This is a genomic window from Mycobacterium liflandii (assembly GCF_022354805.1).
Taxonomy (GTDB): domain Bacteria; phylum Actinomycetota; class Actinomycetes; order Mycobacteriales; family Mycobacteriaceae; genus Mycobacterium; species Mycobacterium marinum.
This window is the reverse complement of the sequence record NZ_CP023138.1, coordinates 3,614,000-3,630,521: the sequence shown is the minus strand read 5'-3', so window position 1 is coordinate 3,630,521 and position 16,522 is coordinate 3,614,000. Positions and strand designations below refer to the sequence as shown.

15 protein-coding genes and 1 pseudogene are annotated in these 16,522 nt (G+C 64.6%); 5 read left to right on the top strand and 11 right to left on the bottom strand.

All coding sequences use genetic code 11. The annotated features are described in order from the left end of the window. Positions 1 to 60: 60 nt before the first annotated feature. Entirely contained in the window at positions 61 to 744 is a 684-nt protein-coding gene (locus tag CKW46_RS16270; RefSeq protein ID WP_015355784.1) for a class I SAM-dependent methyltransferase, read from the top strand. Here CKW46_RS16270 and mmpH read toward each other — a convergent pair. The 5 genes from mmpH to CKW46_RS16245 all read right to left on the bottom strand — a co-directional run bounded on the left by mmpH (position 725) and on the right by CKW46_RS16245 (position 5,642). Then, on the bottom strand, positions 725 to 1,801 hold the full coding sequence (gene mmpH / locus CKW46_RS16265) for an MMP endo-(1,4)-3-O-methyl-alpha-D-mannosidase (protein ID WP_117437161.1): 1,077 nt from the start codon (positions 1,799 to 1,801) through the stop codon (positions 725 to 727). The two genes, CKW46_RS16270 and mmpH, sit on opposite strands and share 20 nt — an antisense overlap. Then, positions 1,788 to 2,546, bottom strand: a complete 759-nt coding sequence (locus CKW46_RS16260) for a class I SAM-dependent methyltransferase (RefSeq protein WP_020725418.1) — start codon at positions 2,544 to 2,546, stop codon at positions 1,788 to 1,790. Before CKW46_RS16260 ends, mmpH begins: the two co-directional genes overlap by 14 nt. Beyond that, the gene (manT, locus tag CKW46_RS16255; RefSeq protein ID WP_015355781.1) at positions 2,540 to 3,799 is read right to left on the bottom strand and encodes an MMP alpha-(1->4)-mannosyltransferase; all 1,260 of its coding nucleotides are present in this window, start codon (positions 3,797 to 3,799) and stop codon (positions 2,540 to 2,542) included. The genes CKW46_RS16260 and manT overlap by 7 nt, the downstream gene beginning before the upstream one ends. Before the next feature lie 164 nt (positions 3,800 to 3,963). Then, a complete protein-coding gene (locus CKW46_RS16250) occupies positions 3,964 to 5,064 on the bottom strand; it encodes an NAD(P)/FAD-dependent oxidoreductase (protein WP_482052138.1) in 1,101 nt (366 codons plus the stop codon). A gap of 164 nt (positions 5,065 to 5,228) precedes the next feature. Beyond that, on the bottom strand, positions 5,229 to 5,642 hold the full coding sequence (locus CKW46_RS16245) for a VOC family protein (RefSeq protein ID WP_015355779.1): 414 nt from the start codon (positions 5,640 to 5,642) through the stop codon (positions 5,229 to 5,231). A gap of 227 nt (positions 5,643 to 5,869) precedes the next feature. Here CKW46_RS16245 and CKW46_RS16240 point away from each other — a divergent pair, with 227 nt between their 5' ends. From CKW46_RS16240 to CKW46_RS16230, 3 genes and pseudogenes are all read left to right on the top strand, one after another. Continuing rightward, positions 5,870 to 7,213, top strand: coding sequence for a PPE family protein, SVP subgroup (locus tag CKW46_RS16240; protein ID WP_117437163.1), 1,344 nt, complete (start codon positions 5,870 to 5,872; stop codon positions 7,211 to 7,213). Between the two features lie 119 nt (positions 7,214 to 7,332). After that, positions 7,333 to 8,535, top strand: a pseudogene (locus tag CKW46_RS16235) (ISAs1-like element IS2404/ISMul1 family transposase). Positions 8,536 to 8,927: 392 nt separating this feature from the next. After that, the gene (locus CKW46_RS16230) at positions 8,928 to 9,251 is read left to right on the top strand and encodes a DUF732 domain-containing protein (protein WP_020725423.1); all 324 of its coding nucleotides are present in this window, start codon (positions 8,928 to 8,930) and stop codon (positions 9,249 to 9,251) included. A gap of 113 nt (positions 9,252 to 9,364) precedes the next feature. Here CKW46_RS16230 and CKW46_RS16225 read toward each other — a convergent pair whose 3' ends face one another. From CKW46_RS16225 to CKW46_RS16215, 3 genes are read right to left on the bottom strand one after another with little or no spacing between them, the layout of a single operon-like run. Then, positions 9,365 to 10,633: a cytochrome P450 gene (locus tag CKW46_RS16225; protein ID WP_482052137.1), complete on the bottom strand. Its 1,269-nt coding sequence runs from the start codon at positions 10,631 to 10,633 to the stop codon at positions 9,365 to 9,367. A 42-nt stretch (positions 10,634 to 10,675) separates the two neighbouring features. Beyond that, a complete protein-coding gene (locus tag CKW46_RS16220) occupies positions 10,676 to 12,079 on the bottom strand; it encodes an NAD(P)/FAD-dependent oxidoreductase (RefSeq protein WP_012394628.1) in 1,404 nt (467 codons plus the stop codon). Beyond that, positions 12,076 to 12,291, bottom strand: a complete 216-nt coding sequence (locus CKW46_RS16215; protein ID WP_015355775.1) for a ferredoxin — start codon at positions 12,289 to 12,291, stop codon at positions 12,076 to 12,078. Before CKW46_RS16215 ends, CKW46_RS16220 begins: the two co-directional genes overlap by 4 nt. A 258-nt stretch (positions 12,292 to 12,549) precedes the next feature. Between CKW46_RS16215 and CKW46_RS16210 the strand changes: the two genes are divergently transcribed. Beyond that, positions 12,550 to 14,211, top strand: coding sequence for a PecA family PE domain-processing aspartic protease (locus tag CKW46_RS16210; protein WP_015355774.1), 1,662 nt, complete (start codon positions 12,550 to 12,552; stop codon positions 14,209 to 14,211). A 43-nt stretch (positions 14,212 to 14,254) separates the two neighbouring features. On the opposite strand, the gene CKW46_RS16205 is transcribed toward CKW46_RS16210, so the two are convergent. The 3 genes from CKW46_RS16205 to CKW46_RS16195 form a co-directional block, all read right to left on the bottom strand. Beyond that, complete coding sequence (locus tag CKW46_RS16205) at positions 14,255 to 14,896, bottom strand: cutinase family protein (protein ID WP_020725426.1); 642 nt, start codon at positions 14,894 to 14,896, stop codon at positions 14,255 to 14,257. Positions 14,897 to 15,000: 104 nt separating this feature from the next. Continuing rightward, a complete protein-coding gene (locus CKW46_RS16200; protein WP_252872531.1) occupies positions 15,001 to 15,378 on the bottom strand; it encodes a YcaO-like family protein in 378 nt (125 codons plus the stop codon). Continuing rightward, positions 15,296 to 16,276, bottom strand: coding sequence for a YcaO-like family protein (locus tag CKW46_RS16195; RefSeq protein WP_482053425.1), 981 nt, complete (start codon positions 16,274 to 16,276; stop codon positions 15,296 to 15,298). Before CKW46_RS16195 ends, CKW46_RS16200 begins: the two co-directional genes overlap by 83 nt. Between the last annotated feature and the right edge of the window lie 246 nt (positions 16,277 to 16,522).

The following is a 16,522-nucleotide window of genomic DNA, read 5'->3' as shown; positions in this document are numbered from 1 at the left end:
CACCCAGCAACCTGCGGGACCACGGTGTCACCAGAATTGGCGTGACGCTAGATTTTGGTGATGAGCAGCGACATCCCCAGTGCGGTGCAGCGAATCTTCGCGCTGGCCGACCAGGTGCCTGGATTCATGCCGGCCGATGAGGGGGAGGCCCTGTTCAACGCCGCGCTGCGGTACTTCAATGGCGGGCTCGGTGTGGAAATCGGGACCTACTGCGGCAAGTCCACCCTGTTGCTCGGCGCCGCGGCGCAACAATGCTCCAGCGTCCTCTACACCGTCGACCATCATCACGGCTCTGAGGAACACCAGCCCGGTTGGGAATACCACGACGATTCACTGGTCGATGAGATCACTGGACTGTTCGACACCCTTCCAACCTTCCGGCGCACGCTGGACTCTTCCGGCCTGGACGACCATGTGGTGACCGTCGTGGGCAAATCGCCGATCGTGGCCCGGGGGTGGCGATCACCGCTGCAGTTGCTGTTCATCGATGGAGGTCACACCGAGGCTGCCGCCGCGCAGGACTTCGAGGGCTGGGCCAGATGGGTGAGCCCAGGGGGAGCGCTCATCATCCACGATGTGTTCCCCAACCCCGCAGACGGTGGCAGGGCGCCGTACCACATCTACCGCCGTGCCATCGATTCCAGTCAATTTCAGGAGATTTCGGCGACCGGGTCACTACGGCTTCTCGAGCGCACTAGCGGGGGCCCCGGCGACCAGATCGAGGTTAGCGGCCGGGCCTGCTGACGACGCACTCGCAATCGAAGTCGGTTTGCAGGCCCGTGGGCAGCGCATGCCCACGGAAGATGCCGGCACCCCGAGTGGTATTCGATAGCGCATCCGCGGCGAGGATCATCGCCGCAGCGGTCCAGGTGGTGCGTTCCTCGGGCCAACGCTTCCCGTCTGCGAAGACCAATCCCGTCCAGTAGGACCCGTCGTCTTCGCGCAGGTGCTGCATCGCCGCGAACTGTTCATGCGCCGCGGCGCGGTGACCGATGGCGTCGAGCGCCAGCACCAATTCGCATGTTTCGGCTCCCGTCACCCACGGCCGGTCGTCGACGCAGCGAATACCGAGGCCGCCGACAACAAAGTCATTCCAGCGGTGGTCAATTCTGGCGGCCGCTGCCGGCCCGCGTAGCGCACCGCCGAGGATGGGGTAGTACCAGTCCATCGAGTAGCGCTCCTTTTCAGCGAACGCCTCCGGGTGCGCGACGATGGCGTGGCCAAGCCGACCGAGCGCCAGTTCCCACTCCGGCTGGGGCTCCCCGACAAAATCCGCCAGCGCCAGCGCACACCTCATGGCGTGAAAGATGCTGGCGCACCCGGTCATCAGGGCCTCCGTCAGTGGCCCGGACTCACTTCGAGCCCAACATATTTCGCCATTACCCACCTGCAGGTCGATGACGAAGTCGATCGCCTTGCGCACCACCGGCCACATCGTGACGGCGAATGACTTGTCGCCGGTCACGAGCACATGGTGCCAGATTCCGGTCGCGATGTAGGCACAGAAGTTACTGTCACTGTTTTCATCTTCGACAGTGCCCGTGCGGATTTGAATCGGCCATGACCCGTCGGCCCGCTGCGCGCGGCGACTCCAGTCGAATGCGGCGCGCGCCTGCTCGAGAAGTCCGGCAGCGGTGAGCGCCATCGCACACTCCACATGATCCCACGGGTCGGTGTGGCCACCCACAAACCACGGGATGGCGCCCGAGGGTTCTTGTGCGGAAGCAATGGATTGGGCCGTCTGCCGACATTGATCGCGAGTCAGGGCACCCGGCACCGCCGGCGGATTAGGCCGATGCAACTGAATGTCCCAAATCTGCTGGGCTTTGCGCCGATTCCCGCTTGTCGAAATACATCGCGACACTCTTACCCACCAGCGGATTGAGAACCGACTCGGCCATCCGCGTTACCCTGGGCCGCCGCATCAGATCCCACACCAGCAGCTTGTGATACGCGGCCACCAAGGGGTGGTCCGCATTCGACACACCGACAGCGCATTTCAGCCACCAGAATGGCGAGTGCAGCGCATGGGCGTGATGGGCGTGGGTCAAGGCCATTGGGTGGCGAGTGATCTTTTCGCGCAACTCGCTGGCCCGGTAGACCCGCACGTGGCCACCTTCGTTGCTGTGGTACTCGTCCGAGAGCAGCCAGCACACTCGCTCGGGAAGCCATCGCGGCACGCTAACCGCAAGGGTGCCACCGACTTTGAGCACCCTGACCAGTTCAGCGATTGCTGCGTCGTCTTGTGGCACATGCTCCAGAATCTCGGACGCGATGACGCAGTCGAATGTTTCGTCCGGATACGGCAACGCAAGCGCGTCACCGAGAACCACTTTCGCCGATGCCGCGGCCGGCGCCTCACCCGTCTGCGCCATTGCAGCCAACATGGTGTCCACCGCACGCAGTTCTGCCGCATCCCGGTCGAAGGCGACGACATCGGCACCGCGTCGGTACGCTTCGAACGCGTGCCGGCCAGCACCGCAGCCTACGTCGATGACCGTGGCGCCAGGACCGATACCTAGGCGGTCGAAATCAACTGTCAGCATTGAGCATTGCTTTCAGGTGCGGTCGTTGTTCGCTCGATCGCAGCGGCATAGACTCGCACGGTTTGCGCGGCCACCGCTTCCCAGCTGAACACACCGAGGGCCCGCTGCCGCCCGGCTTCGCCGAGGCTGCGACGCTTGTCCGGAGAATCGAGAAGCTCGCCCAGCGCGTGGGTCAGCGCGCCGACATCGGCGGCCGGAACCAGCTGCGCGCAGGCACCGTCAGTGCCCAACACTTCGGGCAATGCTCCTACCCGGCTGGCGACTATCGGAGTTCCGCTCGCCATCGCTTCTACCGCGGGAAGCGAAAATCCCTCGTAGAGAGAAGGAATGCAGGCGACCTCAGCCGAAGCGAACAAGGCCGCTAGCTGCGCATCCGAGAGCCCGTTGCTGATGTGAACGATGTCGGAGACCCCCAGTTCGGCGATGAGTTTTTCGGTGGGGCCATTGGGTTCCACCTTCGCCACCAGCCGTAACTCAATCTCGCGGTTCACCCGCAGCTTGGCGACTGCGTGAAGCAGTGTGCTGACCCCTTTGAGGGGCGTATCGGCACTTGCGATCGCCATGACGCGGCCCGGTTTCCGTGGGCCGACTCCGGGCTCGAACAATTCGGTGTCGACGCCGAGTGGCACCACATTTAGCTGATCGGGCGAAACTCCGAAATCAGTGACGATGTCCGCGGCCGATGACGAGGAGACGGTCAGCAGGTGCGGCAGCTGGCGCGCCACCTGCTTCTGCATGGCAGAGAATCCATACCAGCGGTGCACCAACGGTTTTCGCCACCATCGCGCGGCCGCGAGATCAAGCACTCTGTCCCGCGTGATGGGGTGGTGGACGGTGGCCACCACCGGTAGCCCCATGGCGGCGATGCGCAGCAGGCCGGTTCCCAGGCTCTGATTGTCGTGCACGAGGTCGAAGTCGCCAATGCGATCGGCCAGCAGTCGGGCGACGCGCAGCGAGAAGGTTCGCGGCTCGGGAAAGCCCGCTGTCCACATGGTGAAGAGTTCCAGCAGGTCTATTGAATCGCGGATCTCGCTCGGATGCGGGACCCGAAACGGATCCGGCTCGCGGTAGAGATCAAGACTTGGCACTTCGGTCAGCCGCACCCGCGGATCAAGCAGCTCCGGATAGGGCTGCCCGGAAAAAACTTCGACGTCATGGCCGAGGTCCACCAACCCGCGGCTGAGATGACGCACATAGACACCCTGTCCGCCACAATGAGTCTTACTGCGATAGGACAACAGGGCAATTCGCATACTTAACTCTTCTCCACTGGTGAGCGGCCAGGGAAGCGCGCCAAGCCCAGGGCGGTCAACGAAGCCTCGGACACCGCGACAGCAAACTGGACATTTGTCCAGACTATAGTTCGATGAACTAATCGACGCAACGCGTGCAGACGCTGGCTCATGCCCGCCGGCCGCTACTGCGGGCTTCGCGAACCCAGCTGTGCCTCGGGCCGCAAGTCGTCGAACAGGTGGTCACCACCGGCGGCCGCGGCCAGCTCGCTGCCCAGCGCCTGTGCGTGCTTGAAGAGGTTGTGCCCGGCGATGAAGAAGATCCCGTCGCACTGCCAGACCCCCACGCCGTCGGAACCCCACGGTAGCTCGGTGACCCAGCAATGCCGGATGTCGACGGGAGCGGGATCAAGCCCCGGCAAAGCGCGCTCAACGTAGGCATTGGCCCGCTCGCCTAGCCGGGCAAGCGCGGCGGGCGCCAGCAGGCCACCGCCGGGAGCGTCAACGTATTCGTTGAGTCCGACGGCGTAGCGCCGGTTGCCAGCCTCCGCGGCCGCATAGATGCCGGTCTCACCGAAACCGGTGGCACCGTCCTGCAGGCACGCCAGCCGAGGTGGCGGCTCGCCGCGAACGCGATAGGTGAGACGCACGTGGGCGCCCTCGCGCACGGGTAGCGCTAGACCGACACCGCGAGCCAGCGCAGCGGTCCCGCGCCCGGCGCACACGGCCAGGCGGCCATGCTCGGCAACCGCGCCGCCGGTGCGAACTTCGACCGTGCCGGCGGAGGTGGTGCGGACCAGCGGGACCTCGTCGGTGACCAACCGGTCAGCCAGCGCGGCCGTGAGCGCCGAGATCGCCCGCGTGGTGCGAATCGCCCCACCGCGCTCGTCGAGCACCGCGACGCCGTCGAAGTCCGCGTAGATCGGTAGCCGACGGTGCAGTTCGTCGGTGCCGATCCGCCGCGCAGGGCAGTCGCCGACAGCCTCGAGCACACCCAACCGACGCTCGGCCACCGGGCCAATAGCCACTACTCCATCACTGCAGAGCAGTTCCACACCCAGGCGCCGCCCCCATTCGTCCCAGATCAGCCGGCTCCTTTTGGCGAGGGCAACCATGCGGGCATCGTCGTGGGCATGCCGAAAGATGCGCGACTCACCGCCTGATTGCCCGTGACCGGGCACCCCACGCTCGTAGACGGTCACCGAGATGCCGCCCAGGGACAGGGCGTAGGCGGTAGCCAGACCGACGATCCCGGCCCCGACAACCCCAACATCGGTGCAACGCACACTCCCAATCAACCACGACTGTCGATGTTTGTCAGTCGGGCGACACCCGCCTCACCCAGGTGCCGACGACCTGGCAACGAATACGGCTGGCACTGAAAAAACTTTCAGTGCCCGCGTTTTCGCCTCCGACGGCAGTCCGGCACGCTGCGCGCGAGGCCGATTGGTCACTCGTAGTACCGGGCTTCGACCACATTGCCGTCCGGGTCTGCGAAGTAATATCCCTGCGGCGCCCATCCCCGGGCGCCATAGCTGCGGTTAAGCCGCGCACTGGTGTCCACACCGGCCGCCTGCAAGCGCTGATCGAGCGCGTCGTATTCGGCTTTCGTCATAGCCAGGCAGACGTGGTTGACCCGATGGCCGGCGCTGCCCGGGCCTCCGGTGAGGGTTTCGGTGTCGGCAACGCTATCCGGCGGCAGCAGGTCGATGATGGAGTCGGCAGAAACCCGCACACTCGGAAACGGTGCGTCTCCAGCCTCGAACTCGCTGACCCGTACCGGCGCAAGCCCCACTACTTGGGTGTAGAAATCCACGGAGGCACGGGGATCTGTCGTCCACAAAACGATGTGGTCCAGCCGCATCACCCTTGTCTACCCGGTCTATACCGCGATGACAAAGCACCGCGGATCCAGGCCATTCGGAAAGCGCACCGGACCCCGGGGTTGACCGACCTGTCGTGTTTCAAGGACGTGTCATGTTCCTGGGAGGGCGGCCGTTAGCCGACTTGGTAGTGGCCGAGCAACCTAGGATGCCGTCACCGACGCCGCCAACACGCTGGCGTTCGCTAGACCGATCGGAGTGACACGAGATGGATTTCGCACTACTACCGCCAGAGATCAACTCTGCCCGGATGTATGCCGGTCCCGGGTCCGGGCCGATGCTGGCCGCCGCGGCGGCGTGGGACGGGTTGGCGGCCGAATTGCATTCGACAGCAAGCTCGTATCAGTTGGTGGTCGCGGGGTTGACTACCGGCCCTTGGGTCGGTCCGTCATCGGTGTCGATGGCTGCTGCCGCCGCCTCGTACGTGGCATGGACCAGAATCACTGCCACCCAAGCCGAACAGGCGGCCAGTCAGGCCGCGGCGGCAGTGGCCGCCTATGAGGCAGCGTTCGCGGAGACGGTGCCACCGCCAGAGGTGGCGGCCAACCGCGCTCTGCTGATGATGTTGGTGGCAACCAACCTCTTCGGTCAGAACACCCCGGCAATCGCCAGTACCGAGGCGCAGTACGCCGAAATGTGGGCCCAGGATTCCGCGGCGATGTATGGCTACGCCGGCTCGTCGGCGTCCGCGACGCAGTTGACGCCTTTCGACTCACCGCCGTCGGACACCGCTCCCAGTGGGCTAGCGACGCAAGCGGCGGCAGTCGCCCAAGTCGCCGAGACGTCGGCGGGCAACGTGCAGTCCACCGTGGCGCGCACGCCGCAGGCGTTGGCCGCCGTCCCCAATACGCTCAACAGCCTGGCCGCACCGGCGGCGCTCCCAACGCTGACGCCGCTGGAGCTGCTGGATCTGTTGTCTGACCTCAGCGGGCTGTTCATCGACCCGGAAATTGGCGCAGCGGGACTTGGTGTCGACTCATTTGTCGGGATCACGGCCCTGCCTTACGATATCGTCGGCTATCTGATCGGTGTACACACCGACGACATCGTCAGTGGGTGGGCTGGGCTCGAGACCTGGCCGGGGCTGGCTTCGGTGCCACCAACCCCATTCCCGGCAGCGATCACCAACCTGGGCGGGTCGGCGATATCGGCGGGTTTGGGTGAGGCGAATTCCATCAGTGGGCTCTCGGTACCGTCAGCCTGGACCGTGTCGGCGCCGGCAATACGCACGCTTGCCCTGGAATTGCCCGGCACCAGCGTCGCGGCCGCCGCCGAAGCCTCCAGCGGAGGCCTATTGGGACAGATGGCATTGGCCAGTGTCGCGGGCCGGGCGATCGCCGGCACCGGCGGCCTGGGACGGCGAGACCGGCCCGGCGGCGCTACCACCCGTGATCAGGCAGCGCCGCAGACCGGTGCGCCAACCGGGCCGATCACCAGCATTGCCGCTGAGCTACGTGAGCTGGCGGCCCTGCGCGATTCGGGAATCCTCACCGAGGAGGAGTTCACCGAGCAGAAGCAACGCCTGTTGCAGGGCTCCGGCGTTGTTGATTAGCAGGCTTGTGAGCTGGGTTGATGATCTTTGGTGCCGCGCTATTGGGGCCGGAGTGTAGGCACGGGCTATCTGGAGAACGATCGAGTTGGTTACTGTTCGTCGTTGGTCTGGAGTTGCCCGTGCCTACCGTTTCAGTATTGCCTGTGTCGTCGGTTCCAGAGGTGTTCGACCGCTGGAGTCCTGGTGAGCGTAGCGAGCTCATCGGATCGGAGTTTCTCGATGTGTTGGTCTCGGTGCCAGACCCGAGGGACCCACGCGGTCGGAGGTATTCGCTGATGGCTTTGTTGGCGATCGCGGTTCTGGCCACTGCCGCGGGGATGCGCGGCTATGCTGGTTTTGCTACATGGGCGGCCACCGCTCCCGATGATGTGTTGGCCTAATTAGGGGTCCGGTTCCGGCGGCCCAGTGAGAAGACCTTCCGCGCTGTTTTGTCTCGGCTAGACCCCGCCGACCTCAACGCCAGGATGGGCAGTTACTTCACTGCACACGTGGCCAGCAGCGACCCCAGTGGATTGGTGCCGATCGCGTTGGACGGCAAGATGCTGCGTGGTGCTTTACGCGCCAAAGCGACAGCCACGCATCTCGTGTCGGTGTTCGCCCACCGTGCCCGATTGGTGCTCGGTCAACTCGCTGTCGCCGAGAAAAGCAATGAAATTCCCTGCGTACGTGCCCTGCTCACGCTGCTGCCGGGTAGCTTGCGGTGGCTGGTCACCGTGGATGCGATGCATACCCAGGTCGTCACCGCGAAGTTGATCTGCGCCACCTTGAAGTCGCACTACCTGATGATCGTCAAGTCCAACCAAGCCAAAATACTTGCGCGTATCACCGCGCTGCCCTGGGCCGAGGTGCCCGCAGCCGCTACCGACGACTCCCGCGGCCACGGCCGTGTCGAGACCCGCACCCTGCAAATCATCACCGCTGCACGAGGAATCGGCTTCCCCTACGCAAAACAAATCATCCGGATCACTCGTGAACGCTTGATCACCGCCACCGACCAGCGCAGCGTGGAGGTGGTCTATGCCATCTGCAGCCTGCCGTTCGAGCACGCCCGCCCTACCGCGATCATGACCTGGATGCGTCAACACTGGGGAATCGAGAACAGCCTGCACTGGATACGCGACGTCACCTTCGACGAAGACCGTCAAAGGGCACATACCGGAAACGGCGCACAGGTCCTAGCAACGCTACGCAACACCGCGATCAATCTGCACCGCCTCAACGGCGCCGACAACATCGCCGAAGCCTGCCGGATCACCGCTTTGACCGCCAACCGCCGCCTAGACCTCCTCAATCCACAATTCCCCAGCTCACAAGCCTGCTAATCAACAACGCCGGAGCCCTGACGCCTGTTGCCACACTGATCCCGGCAAGCCGAAAGCCGGTGTTGATCGCTGCGCCGAAACCTCTTGCGGCCCAGCATGATTGCAGGTCGCAGCGGCCGAGAACGAACCGCAGGAAGTTCGGGTAAATGGCCGGCATTTCCCCGCGCCGAAATATGCAATTTTCGAGCGCCCGCCGCGTTCTGGACCAGCAATAGAACAATGCAGTGGCGAAATATATCCCAGGTTAACCCTGGAAATTTGGATAAGTATTAATGGGCAATAGTTTTGGATCTAGCGTAGCTAAGCCGGCGGGCTTAATCTGTTTCACGTACTGCGCACACTCGCTGACTCCACATCGGATCTTTATCCCAGAAAAAAAGGACGGGCATGACATGTCTGCACGTCACTGGCTAGCCGCCTGCACTGCCCCTGTCGCGGTTGGTGCCGCGCTAGTATTCGGCACCGCTGTCGCCACGGCCGACGCGACCGATGACGCGTTCCTCGCCCAGATGCACAAGCTGGGATTTACCTGGCCAGCGGGCGACGATTCCGACATCGTCTCCATGGGTCACCAGATCTGCGCTGACCGCATGAGCGGCAAGACGCCGGACGCGATAGCCCAGGACATTCACACGACCTTGGGCGAAAAAGGCATTACGTTCGCGGACGTGACATCCATGGTTAGCGCCGCGGAATCAACGTATTGCTCGGATTAGCAAATTGCGGCCACCGCCAACTGTGGCCGTAAGATACAAATAACCTAGTTGTCCTTTTTCCTGGCACGCCCCGGCTCCCTCGAGGCGCGCAACCGCTCACTGAGTCGTGCAATTTATTCGGTGATCGCTGCGAAATCCACCCACAAGTGGCGGGGCCCGCGAAATATCTGATTGTGCCGATACGGAGGCGGGTCGACCACCAGCTTGGGGGACTGCACCCGCCGCAGGAAGATCTCCAAGGCGAGGTTGACCTCCAACCGAGCTAGCGGGCCACCCATGCACGTGTGGATCCCGCTGCCCCAACCGAAATGCTCGTTGTCCTCGCGCAGCGGGTCGAACCGATTCGGTTTGTCGAATCGCCGCGGATCCCGGTTGGCCGCGGCGTAAATCAGATGCACCGCCGAACCCGCGGGAATCACCGTTCCGCCGATCTCGATTTCATCGGTGGCGCTGCGGCTGGGGAAGAACTGCACCGCCGACTGCAGTCGCTGCACCTCTTCGATGGTGCGCGGAATCAACTCCGGGCGCTGGCGCACCAGATCCCACGAGCCGGGGTTTCGCAGCAGCGTCATCACACAGTTGGTGATGGTGTTGACCGTCGAGTCATGGCCGGCGACCAGCAACAGCAGGGCGTTGGCGGTTGTCTCTGGCACCGACATCGGACCATGGGGTCCGTCGTCGTGCAGGAGCTTGGGCAACAAGCCCTCGCCGGGGGTCTTTGCATAGCTGCGCACCAGGTCGCCCAAATAGTCCGTCAATGCCGCGGTGCTGACCCGGCCTTTCTCGGCCAGCACCTGTCCCTCCTCGGTGTCCCCCTCGGGGCCGAGGTCGGTGCCCGCCATGAAATCGAAGATCCAGGCGTGGAATTTCGGCTCGTCCTCGATCGGCACGCCGAGGATTTTGCAGATCACGGCGACGGGTATGGGGTACGCAAAGTCCTCGACGACGTCTAGGCGGGTGCTACCGCGCGCGCTGGCCTGGTCCAGGAGGTCGTTGGCCAGCCGCACCACGAACGGCTCCATGCTTGGAATCAGATCGGGGGAGTGGGGCGGGGCGAAATGACGCATCACCTGCCGGCGGGCCCGGTCATGATCGGGCGGGTCGGAGACGATGATGCTGGCATCTTGTCCGTAGGCCTGCACGTGTTCGCTGCCCGGTTCGGGCTGGGGGGCTTCACCACCGAAACCCGAAGGGCTTCGGGTGATGTCGGAGCTGATCCGCGGGTCATGAGCCAGGGCGAGCAGTTCGCGGTAGCCCGTGACGACATAGGTCTTCTCGGCAACCTTGGCCACCGGCGTCTTGCGCAACTCGTCGAAATAGGGATAGGGGTTGGGGCGGTTCTCGAACTTCATCGCCTCGGCCCAAGCGGTTTCGGCATTCATCGCCATCTCCTCACATCCTCATGTCACCAGTTGCGCAGCAAGTCAGCCTCGGCGGGGCCGGAATTCGGCACCCCGCGAGGTCGGATCGTGTCCGGTCAGCACCACATCGGGCATTGCGGTCGGTTCGCGTGGGTCCGGGAACCGGGCCGGCATCGGCTCGCAACTGACGGGGCAGTCATAGCCCGGCGGGGGCGGCGGGAAGGGGGCAGACTGCTCGATCAGGCTCGCGTAGTAGGGCAGCCACTTGCCGTGATCGAACGTGACCGCGCCGACGATGCGGCCGCGGTAGCCGTATGCGGCCGCGAAGCGACGTTGTTCGATCGATCCCTGGGTGAATACGATCTCGTCGCCGAATGAGCACACGCCGACACTCTTGATGTTGACGCCGAACTGCCCCGACCAGAAAGAGGGCAGCGGCAGGTGCGGGCGCCGACCCATTTCCAGGCTGATCATGTTGTTGGCTGCCACCTCGGCACCGAAAACAGCGTTGTCCCAATGCTCTTGAGACATGAATTCGTACTCGTAGAGCACATGCGGGGCCCGCGCTACGTCTCCGGCGACGAAGATGTTGTCGGTCACCACTCCGTTGATGTCGAATGCGCGGCAGCCCGCATCGCAGGCCACCCCCCAGAACCCGCTTGCCAGTTGCGCGCCTTCGAGCCATTCGACGTTGCGGATCGAGCCCAGCGAGGCGACCACCACGTCCACGTCGAGCACGGTTCCATCGGAAAGGCGGGCCGCCCGGACGTGTCCTTCCGCGTCGCCCTCGAGGCCTTCTACGGCCACGCCGGTCCGCAGGTCGACTCCGGCTTCCAACTGCATCTTTGCCGCGATATCGCCGATCACGCCGCCAAGCGCACCGACCAGTGGCGCCTTGCCACGCTCGGCCACCGTCACCGGGAGATCGAGATCCCGGCACACCGAAGCGATCTCCGACCCGACAAAACCCGAGCCGACGATGAGCACCCGGCGTGGCCGCCGTTTCAAGGCCGCGGCCAGCTTCTCGGCGTCATCGCAAGTGCGCACCGTGAACAGACCCTCGAGCGCAGCCTCCTGCGGGTTGAACCAGGGGCGCGCCCGGGTTCCGGTAGCGATCAGCAACCGGTCGTACTCCACCCGTTCACCGTTGGCCAACAGCACCTGGCGGGTGGACCGGTCCAGACCCACCGCCGCCACGCCCAACCGCCACTGCGCGTCAACCGGACGCAGCCGGGGCAGCTTCGTGTGGTGTGCCGGCACCCAACCCTTGAGCACCTGCTTGGACAGCGGAGGCCGGTCGTAGGGTTCGTATTGCTCGTCTCCGATGATAGTGAGATGCCCCGCAAAACCCCTGTCCCGCAATGCTTCCGCAGCGCGCAGGCCAGCCAGCGAAGCGCCCACGATGACCACGCGTCCCTGGGCTTTGAAGGTGTCGACGAGTTGGCCGACCAACGACCCCGGGTTCATTTGGTGTCCCGATCTGCCGGCGGGTCCACCTCGAGGATGATCGCCTGCACCGGACACGACGCCGCCGCACGTAACACCCGCTGCCGCTGGGAGTCGTCGGGGTTGGGGTCATATGCCAGCGCTTCCTCGCCAACCAGCTTGAATACCTCGGGCGCCAGCGGGACGCACTGGGCGTAGCCCTGGCACTTGTTGAGATCGACCACCAATCGCATATCCCGACCCTTCGTCTCCGCCGCCTGGTGCCCTCGCGCGCAGAGACTACTGCGTCGCGGCCAACAAGCGCAGAAATAATCGCGATCGGTCCGCTTTACCTCGCACAAGCGGGTGGCCGGAGCGAGTCGATCGCGGCCCCAGACCGGTGCGGGAAGGCGAATCGCGGTGTGACCTGTGCGTAAAACCGGGGTGGGGAAGCGGGTATCTGGATAGTCTTACTCGCAACAACATCAAGGGTTGATGCGGAGGGGAGCGGCGTGTCGCTTCTGGTGGTGGCGCCCGAGTGGCTGACATCAGCGGCTGCAGAATTGCAGAGCATCGAATCGGCGCTGAGCGCGGCGAATGCGGCAGCCGCCGTTCCGACCACGGGCCTGGCCGCCGCAGCGGCCGACGAGGTATCGACCGCGGTCGCGACGTTGTTTGCCGGATTCGGCCAGGAATACCAGGCGATCAGCACGCAGCTCAGCGCATTTCAACAGCAGTTTGCCCTGACCCTGAACTCATCGGCCGGGTCATACGCGGCCGCCGAGGCCCAGTCCGTGTCGGTACTGGACACGCTGGGACGCGACGTGTTCGGGGCAATCAATGCGCCCACCGAAGCGTTGCTCGGGCGTCCCCTGATCGGCAACGGAGCGAATGGGACCGCCACCAGCCCCAACGGGGAAGCCGGCGGGCTGCTCTTCGGCAACGGCGGCATTGGCTACTCCCAGACTGGGTCGGGGATAGTCGGCGGGGCCGGTGGTTCGGCCGGGCTGATCGGCAACGGTGGCGCTGGGGGCACCGGCGGTGCCGGCGCGACCGGTGGTGCCGGCGGCAACGGCGGATGGCTCTTCGGTAGCGGTGGAATCGGCGGGACGGGTGGCGCCAACGCCGGGGGCACCGGTGGGACAGGTGGACTCGGCGGCTCGGCGGGCCTGTTCGGTGGGGGCGGCAACGGCGGCGCCGGCGGCCTCGGCATCAGCGGAGATCTCGGAACGGGCGGTGCGGGCGGCACCGGTGGCTTCTTGCTGGGTGACTACGGGGTCAGCGGTGCGGGCGGTGACGGTCGTACCGTGCCGCTGGAGGTTGTCAACGTCACTGAACCGGTGGTCAACGTCAACGTCAACGGCGGACACAGCACCCCGGTTCTGATTGACACCGGATCCGCCGGACTGGTGATGCAAGTCAAGGATGTCGGCGGCCCACTGGGGCTACTGCGCATGGGGCTACCCAGCGGAATCAGCATGAGCGCCTACAGCGGGGGACTGACCTACCTATTCGCCACGTACCCCACCACGGTGGATTTCGGCAATGGAATCGTCACCTCGACCACCGGTGTCGACGTTGTCCTGTTCTCCATCCCGACGTCGCCGTACGCCTTGACGACTTGGCTCAACGCCTTGTGGAGCAATCCGTTGACCACCCCGTTCGACGCATACTTCCAGTCCGCCGGTGTCGACGGCGTGCTCGGGGTCGGCCCCAACGCGGTGGGCCCGGGCCCCAGCATCCCGACTCAGGCGCTGGGCGGAGGCCTGGGTCAGGGGTTGCTCATCGACATGCAGGGCGGCGAGCTCGTGTTCGGCCCCAACCCGCTGACACCCAATTTCTCGGTGAGCGGAGCGCCGATATCCACCCTGTGGGTGTCGGTCAATGGCGGCGCGCCGGTCGCGGTTCCCTCGATCATCGATTCCGGCGGCGTGATGGGAACCATCCCATCCTCGGTGATCGGCGGCTCGACCCTGCCTGCCAACACCAACATCACCGTCTATACCGACTCCACGATGACCAACGAGGTCTACCACTACAGCACGAACGACTACCAGCCGACGGTGATTTCGTCGGGCCTGATGAACACCGGGTTCCTGCCCTTCTGGATGCAGCCGGTGTATATCGACTACAGCCCGGCCGGTACCGGGACGACGGTCTTCAACAACCCGTAGTGGCCTCAGACGATCAACGCGGCCCCGTGCCGCGGCGGCAAGTTCAGTTGAGCTTGCCGGCCGCGAATGAGGCCGCTTGGTCGGTCATCCCGGCCTGAATGTAGGAGACGTGCGCCATGATGTTGCCGCCGCCGGTACAGATCGGGTCATCGGCGGCACACAAGTTGATCGTCTTGGCGCCATAGAGCGGGTTGATCGTCGGCAGCGGTTGACCGCCCCACAACATGCTCGAGAATCCACTCGACGGCTCACCGAACAGGGCGACCGCCGCGACGTGATCGGCCACCGTCGACGGCATCGCGGTGCTGGCCAGATCGATTACCGTCGCCCCCTGCGAGTACCCGCCGAGCACGATCTTGGTGTTCGGGCAGTTGGCGACGGTGCCCTGGATGTGCGCGCTGGCATCGTCGGAACCGAGCGACGCGCTGGTGTGGTAGTCGTCGTTGGCCGGGTAGTTGACCGCGTACACGTCCACTGAGCGCCCGCCGACCTGCGAGGTCAGCGAATCGACGAAAGCCTGCCCGATGTTGCCGAGACCGGGTTCCTGGTGGGTGCCCCGGGCGAAAACCACCGCGACGTCGGAGCACGGGTCGGCAGTGGCGGACGGACTGTAGATGGGTGCGCTCAGCACTCCCAAAGCCACCACCGCGGCACCAAGGATGCGAGCAAAACTGCGTGCGATCATTCCCAAATGCTTACATATCGGCGGCGGGGGTGCCGGTGGGGTCGGAGCTTCCGCACGTCAGGGCCCTAACTGCCGGTGCTGATGCCAGCGCCGTCAATGCGTTGTCAGCGCAGTCCGATGGCGGCCAGGCCCCGTTGGCCGGGGACCACGGCCGCGTCGGTGATCAGGTGGAAGTGTTCCAGGCCGGGGATATGGGTGTGGACTGCGGTGACCCCGTTGGAGCTGGTGTGTAGGTGCCGGAAGTAGGCAGTGAAGCCGCGCGAGTGCAACATCTGCAGCAACTGCTGTAGGTGCTCGTCTGGGGTGGACGCCACGAGGGTGTCGATAAATCCCGTCGCGGACATGGAGGTGGCGAACCTGCTGAGATCGAGCGCCATGGCGGCCTGTAACCCCGGATAGTCAGCCAGTTGACTTATCGCCAGCACACGTTTGGCGGCCTGGCCGGCTCCGGCCCGCTCTTGTTCGAGCTGGACTTGAACCAGCTCGGTTAGGGCCCGATAGACCGAATAGTGCCGGCGACAGCGAGGCTCCGCTGCCCAGCAAATACCGGACTCGGGAACCGGGGGAGTACGCCAAGGTGCTGGGTACTCCCAAGTCGGTGGTGATGTCGATGAGCCAGACCTGGCGGCCGATTCGGTTTTGAACCCGGCGCAGCAGCTCCAGCAGCTCGTTCGGCAGAGTTTCGGTTGCCAGCGCGACCGGCGCATCGGGTTCCTCGGCAAGAAACGTTTTGGCCAGAAACAACGACAATGCGTCGCGCTCGATGGCCTCGTTTATCGCGTGCACGGTGGCTTCGGTGCGGCTCGTGCCGATCGCCGAACCGTTGTTGGACGAATAGCGCGCCACCGCTGTGTAGTCCGCGGTGTCGCCCACCTCGGCACGCCGTTCGGCGGTGGCCGCCTCCGCCCACCATGGATTGGACAGGAACTGCGGTATAGCCAAAGTGTCGCTGCCGTCGATGGTTTGATATCGCCGGCAGGCGATGTGGTTGTCGGGCTGGTCGGCGAGGATGGCCGCGTACGCTTCGCCGGATAGCGCCGAGTGCGCGATTTGCCCGCAGGGCAGTAACTCGATATTGAACGGGGTCAAGCTCTCTCGATGGATCAGGTAGTGCTCGAGCGCTTCGTAGAGGGCACCGACGCGCGCTTCGGCGACTTGGCCCTTGCCGAACCCGATGCCCTGCCGGGCTTGGCTATTGGTGTCGAACAACTCGCAGTGCCACGCGGTGGGGTCACCCCCGTAGTAGCGGAACTGCGCCGTCAGGCCTAGCTCTTCGAGCAAACCCATCCCGTGGGCCTCGGACTCGGTAAGCGGTAGCTGTCGCTCACCGTGCTGGTGTCGGACGCTGCGATGGTCAACACTTGTCTTGCCCCAATGCATCGTGTTCACAGGAGATCTCCGACCTCCGAAGGGAGGCGCCTTTCCGGGCCCAGGTGTGCGAGCCCCTGAAATTCCGCCCGGAAAGGCGCGGTACGCGCTTTGAAACTTAGGTGCACAGCAACTTCAGCACGGCCTGCTCAGCCGGCGTCAGCTTCGCCTCCGCGTCATCTACGGGCCGGAGCCAAGGCGATCGGGTTGGCCGAACTTTCATCCTCATCATCAATCTCCCTTCGGGGTATACCATAC